General features: G+C 56.2%; 12 protein-coding genes. 7 read left to right on the top strand and 5 right to left on the bottom strand.

Annotated elements, in window-relative coordinates; translation table 11 throughout:
- Positions 1-51 precede the first annotated feature (51 nt).
- Positions 52-1,002, bottom strand: coding sequence for a sulfonate ABC transporter substrate-binding protein (locus WH277_RS26300; RefSeq protein WP_339507359.1), 951 nt, complete (start codon positions 1,000-1,002; stop codon positions 52-54).
- Positions 1,003-1,161: 159 nt separating this feature from the next.
- A complete protein-coding gene (gene aldA / locus WH277_RS26295) occupies positions 1,162-2,601 on the bottom strand; it encodes an aldehyde dehydrogenase (RefSeq protein ID WP_212812787.1) in 1,440 nt (479 codons plus the stop codon).
- 73 nt (positions 2,602-2,674) lie between these two features.
- Between aldA and WH277_RS26290 the strand changes: the two genes are divergently transcribed.
- On the top strand, positions 2,675-2,845 hold the full coding sequence (locus WH277_RS26290; protein ID WP_159336594.1) for a hypothetical protein: 171 nt from the start codon (positions 2,675-2,677) through the stop codon (positions 2,843-2,845).
- Between the two features lie 137 nt (positions 2,846-2,982).
- Positions 2,983-4,017, top strand: a complete 1,035-nt coding sequence (rhaT, locus tag WH277_RS26285) for an L-rhamnose/proton symporter RhaT (RefSeq protein WP_133841967.1) — start codon at positions 2,983-2,985, stop codon at positions 4,015-4,017.
- A gap of 772 nt (positions 4,018-4,789) precedes the next feature.
- Here the strand turns inward: rhaT and rhaR are convergent.
- Together rhaR and rhaS are read right to left on the bottom strand one after the other, a co-directional pair.
- The gene (gene rhaR, locus WH277_RS26280) at positions 4,790-5,653 is read right to left on the bottom strand and encodes an HTH-type transcriptional activator RhaR (protein ID WP_133841968.1); all 864 of its coding nucleotides are present in this window, start codon (positions 5,651-5,653) and stop codon (positions 4,790-4,792) included.
- A gap of 11 nt (positions 5,654-5,664) precedes the next feature.
- On the bottom strand, positions 5,665-6,486 hold the full coding sequence (rhaS, locus tag WH277_RS26275; protein ID WP_133841969.1) for an HTH-type transcriptional activator RhaS: 822 nt from the start codon (positions 6,484-6,486) through the stop codon (positions 5,665-5,667).
- 374 nt (positions 6,487-6,860) lie between these two features.
- Here rhaS and WH277_RS26270 point away from each other — a divergent pair, with 374 nt between their 5' ends.
- Positions 6,861-7,661, top strand: a complete 801-nt coding sequence (locus WH277_RS26270) for an HAD family hydrolase (RefSeq protein WP_339507358.1) — start codon at positions 6,861-6,863, stop codon at positions 7,659-7,661.
- A gap of 31 nt (positions 7,662-7,692) precedes the next feature.
- On the opposite strand, the gene WH277_RS26265 is transcribed toward WH277_RS26270, so the two are convergent.
- Positions 7,693-8,454: a DeoR/GlpR family DNA-binding transcription regulator gene (locus WH277_RS26265; protein ID WP_339507357.1), complete on the bottom strand. Its 762-nt coding sequence runs from the start codon at positions 8,452-8,454 to the stop codon at positions 7,693-7,695.
- A 226-nt stretch (positions 8,455-8,680) separates the two neighbouring features.
- On the opposite strand from WH277_RS26265, the gene rhaB reads away from it, so the two are divergent.
- The 4 genes from rhaB to rhaM are packed head-to-tail and all read left to right on the top strand — an operon-like array spanning position 8,681 to position 12,562.
- The gene (gene rhaB / locus WH277_RS26260) at positions 8,681-10,153 is read left to right on the top strand and encodes a rhamnulokinase (RefSeq protein ID WP_339507356.1); all 1,473 of its coding nucleotides are present in this window, start codon (positions 8,681-8,683) and stop codon (positions 10,151-10,153) included.
- The gene (locus WH277_RS26255) at positions 10,150-11,406 is read left to right on the top strand and encodes an L-rhamnose isomerase (RefSeq protein ID WP_133841971.1); all 1,257 of its coding nucleotides are present in this window, start codon (positions 10,150-10,152) and stop codon (positions 11,404-11,406) included. The genes rhaB and WH277_RS26255 overlap by 4 nt, the downstream gene beginning before the upstream one ends.
- Before the next feature lie 9 nt (positions 11,407-11,415).
- On the top strand, positions 11,416-12,258 hold the full coding sequence (gene rhaD / locus WH277_RS26250; protein WP_133841972.1) for a rhamnulose-1-phosphate aldolase: 843 nt from the start codon (positions 11,416-11,418) through the stop codon (positions 12,256-12,258).
- Positions 12,248-12,562, top strand: a complete 315-nt coding sequence (gene rhaM / locus WH277_RS26245) for an L-rhamnose mutarotase (protein ID WP_159336599.1) — start codon at positions 12,248-12,250, stop codon at positions 12,560-12,562. The genes rhaD and rhaM overlap by 11 nt, the downstream gene beginning before the upstream one ends.
- The last annotated feature ends 611 nt before the right edge of the window (positions 12,563-13,173 follow it).

Raw genomic sequence — 13,173 nt, 5'->3', positions numbered from 1 at the left:
GACCTTTTCTGGTCGACCCGCGATTTGGATGGGGTGGAATTCAGGCCGAAATTATTTCTTATCCAGCGACCACGTCGCCGAACTGACATCCACCTTCACTGGCAATAATCCAATCTGGGTAAACTTATCCGCCAGTGCCTGCTGCTGCTTAAACACTTCCGGTGTCATGCGCTCTGCACCGTAGGGCATTCTCGCCAGTGCACGCTGCCAGATGGGCTGAGGCAGGCCGGTCGAGGTTGAAAGGATCTTCGCGGCGTCATCCGGGTGGGCGTTAGCCCAGGTACTCAGGGTTCCCAGCTCATCGACCACCTGTTTCGCCGTCTGCGGATAGGTATCGGCAAACTTGCGGCTGGCGAGATAGAAGGTGTAGTGCGGTACCAGACCTTCGGCATCTTTCACCAGACGCGCTTTGGCGTTGGTTTCCACTTCGGCGTAGTACGGGTCCCAAATCACCCAGGCGTCCACCGCGCCGCGCTGGAATGCGGCGCGGGCATCGGCCGGAGGCAGATAAACCGGGGTGATGTCTTTATAGCTCAGACCGGCATCTTCCAGGGCGCTGACCAGTAGATAGTTTACGTCAGAGCCTTTGTTCAGCGCCACGCGCTTGCCTTTCAGGTCCGCGACGGTTTTGATCGGCGAGTTCTCCGGTACCACAATCGCTTCTGTTTTCGGGTTTGCCGGGGAGTGGGCGAGATAAACCAGATCGGCCTGGGCTGCCTGAGCAAAGGTCGGCGGGGCATCACCCGTAGCCGCAAGGTCGATGCTGCCGACGTTCAGGCCTTCCAGCATCTGGGGCCCGGCTGGGAATTCAACCCAGCGTACGGCGATACCCTGTTTTTTAAACTGCTCGTCCAGCGTGCCGCGATACTTCAGCAACGCGAAGATATTGGCTTTTTGATAGCCGATATTGATGGTTTTTGGTGCGGTTTCGGCGGCGGTGGCGGAAAAGGTCGAGCCAATAACGATCCCGGCAATCAGTCCGCTCAGTAATGCTTTATTCATGTTATTTCCCCAGGTAATAAGCGCTATGGGAAAAACATAACAAAATGCATGAAACGGGCTTAACGAGTAGTTGTGCTAACGATATGTGCAGGATAGATAAGGGCAGGGGCGATCGGAAAAAATGATCGCCCCCTACGACAAATACGGCAGGAAGATCGGTTACTGGTATTGCAGATACGCGACGTGGGTTTGCAGGTATTCCTCCAGACCATGACGGCCATCGGCCCCACCGATACCGGACTTACGCCAGCCCGCGTGGAAGCCCTGCATGGCTTCGAAGTGTTCACGGTTAATGTAGGTTTCACCAAACTTAAGCTGCTTCAGGGCGAGCATCGCGGTGTTCAGATTCTGGGTAAAAATGGAGGAGGTGAGGCCATATTCACTGTCGTTGGCCAGCGCAATGGCTTCATCCAGCGTGCTGAACTTCATCACCGGCAGCACCGGGCCAAAGGTCTCTTCCTGCATGATATTCATCTTTTGCCCGACATGGGTCAGCAAGGTGGGTTCGAAGAAGAAACCGGTGTTGCCTGAACGTTTGCCGCCTGTCACCACTTTTGCCCCGGCAGCCACCGCATCCGCCACTTTTTGCTCCACGCGTTGCAGTGCTGCCGCCGTGATCAGTGGCCCCATGTCCAGACCTTTTTGGCTGGCCGGGTCGCCCCAGGTGACCTGCTTAAAGGCAGCACTGAGACGTTCAACCACCTCGTCATATACCCCATCCTGCACGTAGAGGCGTTCTGCGCAGTTACACACCTGCCCGGTATTGATCATGCGTGATGCCACAATCGCTTTTACCGCCAGATCGAGATCGGCGTCGTTCATAATGATGGCCGGGGCTTTGCCACCCAACTCCAGCGAGACCCTGGTAATGTTCTTTGCCGCCGCCTGCATGGTGGCGATCCCGGCACCCACGCTGCCGGTCAGGCTGACCAGTCCGACCTTCGGGTTTGCGGCCAGTTCGTGACCGACCACCGGGCCGTAGCCGGTAACCAGGTTAAACACCCCGGCAGGCAGACCAATCTCATCAACAATCTGCGCAAAGATAATCGCGTTGTTCGGGGTCAGTTCACTCGGTTTGACCACGATGGTGTTGCCCGTTAACAGGGCCGGCGCGGCTTTACGGGCAATCAGGAAAAACGGGAAGTTCCACGGCAGAATCCCTGTCGTGACGCCAATCGCTTTCTTAAATACCAGGATGTTCTCCTGCGGGCGATCGCTCTGCACGATCTCACCTTCATAGCGGCGCGCCCATCCGGCCATATAGTCCAGATAGTCCGCGGTAAAGAACACTTCCGTTTCGGCGAGCTCCTGGGTTTTTCCCCCTTCGGCAACGATGGTGGCGGTCAGCTCTGCGGCACGCTGGCGCACACCCTGGGCGATTTTTTGCAACCAGTTACCGCGCTCAATAGCGGGCAGCGCTTCCCAGGCGGGCTGGGCCGCCTCTGCCGCATCAATAGCGCGCTGCGCATCTTCTGCGCTGCCTTCAGGAATGCGCGACAGCACGGCTTCGGTTGCCGGATTGATCACTTCTATCCAGCGATCGGCGCGATTTTCGACAAACTCACCATTGATATACATGTGTTGCTGAACTGGGTTCATGGCTGATTCTCCGTGACACACTTTTTATAGGGTTGTTAATTAACAGCGCAAAAACTGTTGCAGGTCTGAGAAGGTGCTACAGCTGACGGTGAATCACCTTGATGTGGCTGCCATCAATGAGAGCTGGCTGGCAAAAACGGCAAGAACCCCATGCCTGCGCTGGCATTATTTATATTTAGTGATGAATATGAGTGGCTTAGGAAAAAATCACGATTTAGCACGTTGCAGCGAATCAGATGATTGATTTGTGACAGCGGAGGGGAGAAGGTGCTCAATTTTGCCAGGTTTGGTGCCAGAGGGGCAACCAGCCTAAGGTTGAGCACCTGACCTTCTCCGTAGACTCCTTCGTCATCAGGGCAAACAACAACGAAGGATTAAAAAATGAGTGAAGCCATTGTCTCCGGTATTTTGTGGCATCTGGTCGGGGCCGCAAGTGCTGCCTGCTTTTATGCACCGTTCAAAAAAGTGCGCAACTGGTCATGGGAAACCATGTGGTCGGTGGGGGGGATCATGTCGTGGATCGTGCTCCCCTGGGCCGTCAGTGCGATCCTGCTGCCCAACTTCTGGGCCTACTACAGCGCGTTCTCGCTTGAACAGTTGATGCCTGTCTTCCTGTTCGGCGCGATGTGGGGGATTGGTAACATTAACTACGGTCTGACCATGCGTTATCTCGGTATGTCGATGGGCATTGGTATTGCCATCGGCATCACTTTGGTGGTCGGAACGTTAATGACGCCGCTGCTTCAGGGGCGCTTTGTGGAGCTGTTCAGTTCTGCCGGTGGACGATTGACGCTGCTGGGCGTGCTGGTTGCTCTTGCAGGCGTGGCGATCGTCTCCCGTGCCGGGTTGTTAAAAGAACGGGCAATGGGCATCACTGCGGAAGAGTTCAACCTGAAAAAAGGGCTGGTACTGGCGGTGATGTGTGGGATTTTCTCGGCCGGGATGTCCTTTGCCATGGACGCCGCCAAACCGATGCATGAAGCGGCAGCGGCGCTGGGTATCGATCCGCTATACGTGGCGTTACCGAGTTACGTGGTGATTATGGGCGGTGGTGCGCTGGTTAACCTTGGTTTCTGTTTTATCCGTCTGGCGACCAAATCAAATCTGTCAGTGAAAGCGGACTTCTCTGTGGCGAAATCATTGCTGATTGCCAACGTTTGTCTGTCACTGCTCGGCGGCATCATGTGGTATCTGCAGTTCTTCTTCTATGCCTGGGGCCATGCACGCATTCCGGCGCAGTATGACTTCGTCAGCTGGATGCTGCACATGAGCTTCTACGTCTTGTGTGGTGGTCTGGTGGGTCTGGTTCTGAAAGAGTGGAATAACGTGGGGCGTAAGCCGGTGCGGGTCCTTAGCGTGGGATGCTTCGTGATTATTATTGCCGCCAACATTGTTGGTCTGGGTATGGTTTCCTGATCTGGGAGAGAGCCCCGGGACTCTCTGGCTTGATGTCAGTTTAAGGTCAAGGTCAAGGTCAAGGTCAAGGTCAAGGGCGTTTCGCTTTCCCGCTGCGCGGGCGAAGCGACAAGGGGCGGCCAGTCGCCGCCGCCCCTTGACCCCGGGCTTGCGGCAGGCGCCGCGCCCGTTTCACGGGTACCTTCGTCAGTTCCGTTCACCGACGGACCGCTCGTGACGGCACTTCCCTGTGCCGGCCCGAGCTTTCACCGCCGTCCTGGCGGTTCATCCTGGTTCACATCACTTCCTCAGCGCAGCTTAATTGCCGCCTCAACATCAAACCCCAGGTCAAACCCTAAAACCCAAATTTTTTAAAAAACCAAAATGACAAAAGCCCAGAAAGACTTTTGGTGTCTGGTCTGTCTGACTTGCCTTTAATTGTTCTTTTGACCTGGCCGTTGACCTTTTGAGCGGCAATTAAGCCTCGCCGAAGGAGGGCGGATTTCCAGGACGAGCCGACAGGACGTCGGCGAGAGGGTGAGCCGGGACAAGGATGTCCCGTCACGCCCGGTCCGGCGGGAAAGCCGACCGACTGAGGGAACCCGCGTTAAGCGGGCGATGCGCCTGCCGCAGCCCGGATTCCTAAGGGCGGGGCGACTGCCGCCCTTAGGTCGCTTCGCCCACGAAGTGGGAAAGCGAAACGCCCTTGACCTTAAGACCTTGACCTGGGCTTGGCTCAAGCCCAAGCCCCTGGCTTTATGCCTCAAAGGTCAACCCTCCCGCATTATGGCCATCAGGCCTTTTCCGGCCGAACGTGCAAAGCGGAAGGACGCACAAATCGCTGGCGCCAGGCGCTGGGGGTCAGCCCGGTATCACGGGTGAACACCACGGAAAAGTAATTACTGTCATCAAAGCCGCAACGTGCGGCCACTTCACCGATCAGACATTCGCTGGTACGCAACAGGTGCTTCGCCTGGCATAGCTGCAACTGACGTAAATAGTGCCCGATAGTCATGCCAGTTTGCTGACGGAAGAGTTGTTTCAGCGCACGCTCTGACAATTGGTGCTGGCCACAAAAGGTGGCAAGGTCAAAGGGGACAGCAATCTGCCCCTGAATCGCGGCCATCAGCAGATCGAGCTGTTCTCCCTCCGGCATCTGCCAGGCCCGATCGGACGCATAACGATGGCGTTGCAACACTAAGGCCAGCTGTAAAAACAGCGCCTCCGTCAGCTGACGTGACAGCACATCACTCTTCCTGCTTTCCTGTTCAAGCTGCTGGATCACGCCACGCGCCAACGCCATGCCGCGTGTGGTTAAACGCCAGGCGGCGGATTCACGCGGGGGAATAAGTTGCTGCCAGTCGAGGCTCAGTTGAAAACGCTCCGGGCAGTAAAGAATATTATCCAGCGCCAGTTCATTGACCGATTCATAGCTGTGGCAGTCATTGGCATTCAGATAGAAAATATCACCGCAGGTGATCAGCCAGGGGCGGTCATTCATCACGTGCAGGCCATTACCGCGCCAGACCAGCACAATCTCATTGAATTCGTGGACGTGAGGCGGGAATGAGGGTTGAGAGGTGCGTTCAGCCACCGCGACAGGCATCTGTTCAGAAGGGAAGTAGTCAGCTTTTGCCAGTCGCAGGGGAGCGGTCACGGGTCACCTCATCAGTCATTTTGTCGCAGTGTACGTGGAGAAAGGCCAAATTCACGCTTGAACAGCGTAGAAAAGTGATTGCTGTCACCAAAACCGCAGTGAAACGCAATATCTGTCACCCGCATTTCACTGTGACGCAGCAGGTGGCGTGCTTCCAGCAATCGCAGCCGATTAAGGTAACGTTGAGGTGTGCTGCCGGTCTGCTGTTTCAACTGGCGGTGGAGCGTGCGCAGCGACAGCGAAAAACGGTCGGCAAGATTTTCCCAGTCCACATCCTCACTGTAGTGATCCGCCAGCCAGTCCAGCAGACCACGCAGGCGACTGTCCTGATCGTCGTTGCTGGCGCTGCCCCCCTGGCGTAACAGCAACAGCAGACGCATAAAATGCATCTCCTGCTCTGCCTGGCAGGCCAGGCTGTCACTGAGCGGTGGCTGCTCTAACTGCTCGATTAACTGCCTGGCCTGGGCCAGCACCTTGTTGCCGATACGCCAGTGCGAGGGGTAGTTTCCGTCCTGCTCCTGCGGTAGCAGATGCTGCAGGCCGGAGAGAAAACGAAAGGATTCCGGCCCGCGATAGAGCACGTTGGTCAGGCACAGATTTTCCGTTTGCTCATACAGATGGCGATCATGACTGCGTACAAAGCAGACGCAGCCGCTGCATAAAGGCTGTGACTGGCCGTTAAAGACATGAATACCTGCACCCTGTTCAACAATGACAATTTCATGAAAATCATCATGATAATGCTCCGGGAACACCCCTTGTGGCGCACGGGGTTCAATGGCGACCGGGAAATGCCCTGTCGGGAAGAAATCAGCGCTGTGTAACACGGTCATGATCGTTTCCTCTTTAACATATCAGCAACAGAGTCTACTCAGCACGACACAGGGGCACCTTGAATTTTTGACAGGGAAATCGGCTATCCCGGTGATATTTTTAAGAAAGTGGCAGGGAAAAGTGAGAAATGCGGGCAGGGTCACATCAATCAGATGACCTCCTCAGCGTCTCTGTCTGTGTTAATCCACCAAAACGCTCAGGCTCGATTCTGCCCGATTTGATGATTTATTATGTTATTTAGTGCTCGATTGAGTTGTTTTAAATGATTTGTTGTGCTCGTTTACATCATATTAGCCTAAGTGTATGCTCGGTGTTGATGTTTTAAGGCGCCCAACGGGCGGGTGTCATTATCATCACTTTGGAGGAATGAATTATGATCAAACTGATTATCACCGACCTCGACGGCACCTTCCTTAACAGTCAAAGCGAGTACGACCAGCAACTTTTCAGCGAAGTCAGGGCGCTGATGCACAGTAAAGGCGTACAGTTTGCCGCCTGCACCGGAAAGCAGTGTGAAAGGGTTGAAGAGTTATTCGGCGCGCTGAGCAGAGATGTCTGGATCGTGGGCGATAGCGCGACCCGGATTAAATACAACGGTGAGTTTGTCTATCAGTCACTGATCAACAATGCGTTGGGCATCAACATTATCAAAACCCTGGAGCAGGCAAGCCCGGAAAGCGTGGTGATCGCCTGTACGCAGCAGGGCGCGGTGATACGCCAGGATATCGCCCAACATCTGAAAGACAAAGTCAGAGGCTCTTACCGCCACGTGATACAGGTCAGCGATCTGAGCGAGATTAAAGAGGATTTCGTTAAAATCACCGTCTATGACGAGCATCAGCGCTGCCCGCAGGTAAGGCCCACGCTTGATCCATATCAGAATGATGTTTATATCGTGGTGTCGGAAGCCTCATGGATCGATATCGCTGAAAAGGGCGTGCACAAAGGCACGACGGTCAAAAAATTGCAGGAGATGTTGCAGGTGATCAGGGCGGAAACCATGGCGTTTGGTGATGGCTATAACGACATCGAACTGCTGGCGGAGGCGGACTACAGCTTTGCCATGCGTAATGCCTTCGACGAGACGAAAGCGGCTGCACGGTTTGTGACCGGCTCGAACGATGAGAATGCGGTGCTGGAAACCATAAAACGGATTCTGGCCCTCCAGGTGTAAGGCCGCTACGCCCCGGCAGCGGGGCGTCATCTCAGGCGACTTCGATGCGCAGCGTGGTGCCGGAGAAGGTCTCAATGTTGGTGGCTTTACTCACAACAAGGATATCAATGTCTTCCCATGCCGAGACCTTATAGCGGGCGACCTGCGGCAGCTTATCGGCAATTACCGCGGCGACAACTTCGCTACTTTGCTGCATCACCTCTTTTTTCAGGCAGGCATCCTCAAAGTACACCGCCGTCAATCCAGCCTGCGAATCCAGACCACACACGCCAATAAATGCCTGGTCGAACACAATGTTGCGGATGCCATTGACCGGTTCAGATCCAAGCACGCTGCCAGTGTCCGGGTTGACCTTACCACCCAGCAGAATCAGCTCACACCGTGCGCGGCCGCTAAGTGCGGCAGCAATATGCGGTGAGTTGGTGACGATGGTCAGGTCAATATCCTGTGGGATAAAATCGACCATCGCCAGATAGGTTGAACCCGCGTCAATAAAGACACAGCTGCCGGGATTAATCAGTGCAGCACTACGCCTGGCGACCTCCAGTTTCTCCTGAACACTTTGCGACATACGCGTTTCAAAGGGGGCTGACTGCTGTAACTGGCTGACGGCACCGCCATACACCTTCTTACATATACCTTGCCGGACTAACTCTTTGAGGTCACGCCGCACAGTATGCTCTGACACGCCCAACAGGCGGGCGGCTTCGGTACACACCACCCGGCCACTTTCAGACAAAATACGCGTCAGCATCACCTGCCGCTCTCCGGGTAATGCATCATAATCTATCAAAATGCAGCTCCATTTGGCCTGTATCCTGCACAAACGTACACAATAAATCATGTTCTGGCCCGATGCCAGCACAGTTGAACTGACCCACGCGCATTGTGAATTTGTGATCTGCTTCACGTTCATCTTTGCCATGCTGCCAGCGGCCAGATCCGGCTGGCAGTAGCGAGAAGGTCGCGAAATGAGGCTCTTTTACACTGGTGACATTGAATCATCAGGAAGCGAACACATGAGCCTTCGTCACTTTGTCGCCATCGATCTTGGCGCTTCCAGCGGCCGCGTTATGCTGGCCCGGCACGACACAGAAAGCGGTGCGATTACGCTGGATGAAGTCAGCCGCTGCGTAAACCAGCTGGTCACCGTTGATGGCCATCAGTGCTGGGATCTTGATGCACTGGAACAGTTTATTACTGACGCACTGGAAAAAATGGATCGTCAGGGCATCGTGCCCGAAAGCATCGGGATTGATACCTGGGCGGTCGACTATGTGCTGCTGGATGCGCAGGGAAACCGTGTGGGTCTTCCTGTTGCCTACCGCGATGGCCGCACCCAGGGCGTGATGGCACAGGCCTGCCGTGAACTCGGCCATGACCGTATTTATCAGCGCACCGGCATCCAGTTCCTGCCGTTTAACACCCTGTATCAACTGCGTGCATTGTGCCGTGATGCCGCGCCAGAACTGGCGCAGGTGGCACATGCACTGATGATTCCTGACTACCTGCATTACCGCCTGACGGGTGAACTTAACTGGGAATACACCAACGCCACCACCACGCAAATGCTGAACATCACCAGCGGTGAGTGGGACGCGGAGCTGCTGCGCTGGAGCGGGGCGAACCCGTCATGGTTCGGCAAACCGTCACAGCCAGGTAAACGCGTCGGGGGCTGGACCAGCCCGTCAGGCAAGGTGATCCCCGTGGTGGCCGTCGCCACCCACGACACCGCCAGTGCTGTACTGGCGACGCCGCTGGCGGGTGACAATGCGGCTTACCTCAGTTCCGGCACCTGGTCATTAATGGGCTTTGAAAGCCGTCTGCCCTTTACCTGTCAGGCTGCCCAGGATGCCAATATCACCAACGAAGGCGGGGCCGAAGGGCGTTTCCGGGTGTTGAAAAACATTATGGGTCTGTGGCTGCTCCAGCGTGTGTGTAGCGAGCTGGCCATCACCGATCTCTGTCAGTTGATTGCGGATGCGGAGCAGCAGCCAGCCTGTCAGTGGCTGATTAACCCGAATGACGATCGCTTTATTAACCCACCCAGCATGGTACGTGAAATTCAGGACGCCTGCGCCGGGCAGCGAATGCCGGTGCCGGGCACCCCGGCTGAGCTGGCGCGTTGCATCTTTGACAGCCTGGCATTCTGCTACCGCCAGGTGTTGCAGGAGCTGGAACAGCTGCGCGGTGCGCGCTTCAGCCAGCTGCATATTGTCGGCGGCGGCTGCCAGAATCCATTTCTTAATCAGCTATGTGCCGATGCCTGTGGCATTCCGGTGTTCGCTGGCCCGGTGGAGGCCTCCACGTTGGGCAATATCGGCTGCCAGCTGATTACCGCCGGTGCGGTGGCCGATGTCACGGCTTTCCGCCAGCAGCTTGGCCAGCACTTCCCTCTTATCCGTTTTGACTCTCACGGGAGTGACGTGTTTCGCCGCAATCTGGCGCGTTTCGTGTCACTCACCTCTTCAGCAAAGGAGCTATGTATATGACCCAGGCCATCGAACAGGCTTTCGTCCTGGCGAAACAGCGTTTCGCCGATATCGGTGTGGATGTAGAAGCCGCACTGTCACAGCTCGACCAACTGCCCGTTTCCATGCACTGCTGGCAGGGCGACGATGTGCGCGGTTTTGAAAACCCGCAGGGCGCACTGACGGGCGGTATTCAGGCCACGGGCAACTATCCTGGCCGCGCACGTAATGTGGAAGAGTTGCGTTCGGACCTTGACCAGGCGATGGCGCTGATCCCCGGCCCGAAACGTCTCAACCTGCACGCGATCTATCTGGAAAGCGAGCAGGCCGTCAAACGCAATGAAATCAAACCACAGCATTTTGCCGGGTGGGTCGCGTGGGCGCGCGATCGCCAGCTGGGGCTGGATTTTAATCCCAGCTGCTTTTCGCATGAGCTGAGTGCTGATGGCTTTACCCTGGCGCACAACAATGCCGAAATCCGTCAGTTCTGGATTGAGCACTGTCAGGCGAGCCGCAAGGTGTCGGCTTACCTGGGGGAGCAGCTCGGTACGCCCTCAGTGATGAATATTTGGGTGCCGGATGGCATGAAAGATCTGACCGTGGATCGCCTTGCGCCACGTCAGCGCCTGATGGAATCCCTGGATGAAGTGATCGGCGAAAAACTCAACCCGGCTCACCATATTGATGCCGTCGAAAGCAAGCTGTTCGGCATTGGCGCCGAGAGCTACACCGTGGGTTCGAACGAGTTTTGCCTCGGTTATGCCGCCAGCCGCCAGATCGCGCTGACGCTGGATGCCGGTCACTTCCATCCGACCGAAGTGATCTCCGATAAGATCTCTACCGCGATGCTGTATGTGCCACGCCTGCTGCTGCATGTCAGCCGCCCGGTACGCTGGGACAGCGACCACGTGGTGCTGCTGGATGATGAAACCCAGGCGATTGCCAGCGAAATCGTGCGTCAGCGTCTGTTTGATAAGGTGCACATCGGCCTCGACTTCTTTGATGCCTCCATCAACCGTATTGCGGCCTGGGTGATCGGCACGCGCAATGCCAAAAAAGCGCTGCTGCGTGCACTGCTGGAACCGGTCGATATGCTGAAAACGCTGGAAAACGACGGGGATTACACGGCGCGTCTGGCGCTGCTGGAAGAGCAAAAATCCCTGCCCTGGCAGGCCGTGTGGGAAACCTGGTGTCTGCGCCACGATGTCCCGGCCGGTGCCAGCTGGTTAAACGACGTCCGTCATTACGAACAACAGATTCTCAGCCAACGTTAAGGGTATGACATGCAAAAAATTATCAACGCCTGGTTTGTCCAGGGAATGGTCAAAGCGACTACGGATATGTGGCTGAAGGGCTGGGATGAACGTAACGGCGGTAACGTCTCGCTGCGCCTGCTGGACGAAGAAGTTCAGCCGTTTGCGGCAGACTTTGACCGTCAGCCGCGTACGCTGGAACTGAGCCAGCCTGCACCTCAGCTGGCCAATGACTGGTTCCTGGTGACCGGTTCGGGCAAGTTTTTCCGCAATGTGCAGCTCGATCCGGCTGACTGTCTGGTACTGCTGCGCGTCAGCGAAGATGGCCGCGCCTTTACCATCCACTGGGGCCTGACCAACGGTGGTGTTCCTACCTCTGAGCTGGCATCACACTTCCAGTCGCACAGTGTGCGTAAGCAACTGACCAACGGCGCGGATCGTGTGATTATGCACTGCCATGCCACCCACTTTATGGCGTTAAGCTATGTGGTGGATTTGGATTCAGCCAGTTTCACCCGCCTGTTATGGGAAGGCAGCACCGAGTGTCTGGTGGTGTTCCCGGATGGTGTAGGGATTGTGCCGTGGATGGTGCCGGGCACCGATGGGATTGGCCGAGCAACCGCCGAGAAAATGCAGTCACATACGCTGGTGATGTGGCCGTTCCACGGTATTTTTGGTGCGGGACCGACCCTCGACGAAACCTTTGGCCTGATTGATACCGCTGAGAAGTCATCCGAAGTGGTGGTGAAAGTGCTGTCGATGGGCGGTATGAAGCAGAGCATAACGACTGAAGAACTGGTGGCGCTGGGTGAACGTTTCGGTGTGCAACCCTGGCGCGCTGCGCTAGAGGCGAAGCATAACCATGTTGCGTAAAGCGTTTGTGATGCAGGTGCATCCTGATAAGCACCAGGAGTATCAGCAGCGACATAATCCGATCTGGCCGGAGCTGGCGCAGACGCTGAAGGATCACGGCGCGCACCATTACAGTATTTTTCTGGATGCGCCGCGCAATCTGCTGTTTGCGGTGGTGGAGGTGGAGTCAGAAGAACGTTGGAATGCTGTGGCTGAGACGGAGGTGTGCCAGCGCTGGTGGCAATCGATGTGTGAGTTGATGCCGTCGAATGCGGATCATAGTCCAGTGAGTGCAGAGTTAACGTCGGTGTTTTATCTGGCATGAGGGGGCCCCGGTTCTGGGCTAAGCCCAGGGCCAGGTCAATGTCTTAAGGTCAACGTCAACGTCAACGTCAACGTCAAGGGCGTTTCGCTTTCCCGCTATCGCGGGCGAAGCGACCCAGGGCGGCCAGTCGCCGCCGCCCTGGGGACCCGGGCTTGCGGCAGGCGCCGCGCCCGCTTTCAGCGGGTGCCTTCGCAAGCGTTGCTCACCGACGGACCGCTCGTGACGGCACATCCTTGTGCCGGCCCGAGCTTTCACCGCCGTCCTGGCGGTTCATCCTGGTTCACATCGCTTCCTCAGCGCGGCTTAATTGCCGCCTCAACATCAAAACAAAAATCTAAGAAATTAAAACACCAACAAAAGCCAAGAATGGTTCGTTGGCGTTTGGTTTATTTTTAGTCCGTCTTTGATTGTTCTTTTGACCTGGCCGTTGACCTTTTGAGCGGCAATTAAGCCTCGCCGAAGGAGAGCGGATTTCCAGGACGAGCCGACAGGACGTCGGCGAGAGGGTGAGCCGGGACAGGGATGTCCCGTCACGCCCGGTCCGGCGGGAAAACCGATCGACTGAGGGAACCCGCTTTAGCGGGCGATGCGCCTGCCGCAAGCCCGGGGAC

Origin of the sequence: Erwinia sp. MYb416, from assembly GCF_037479575.1 — a bacterium.
Taxonomy (GTDB): domain Bacteria; phylum Pseudomonadota; class Gammaproteobacteria; order Enterobacterales; family Enterobacteriaceae; genus Erwinia; species Erwinia rhapontici.
This window is presented reverse-complemented; position numbering and strand designations above follow the sequence as displayed.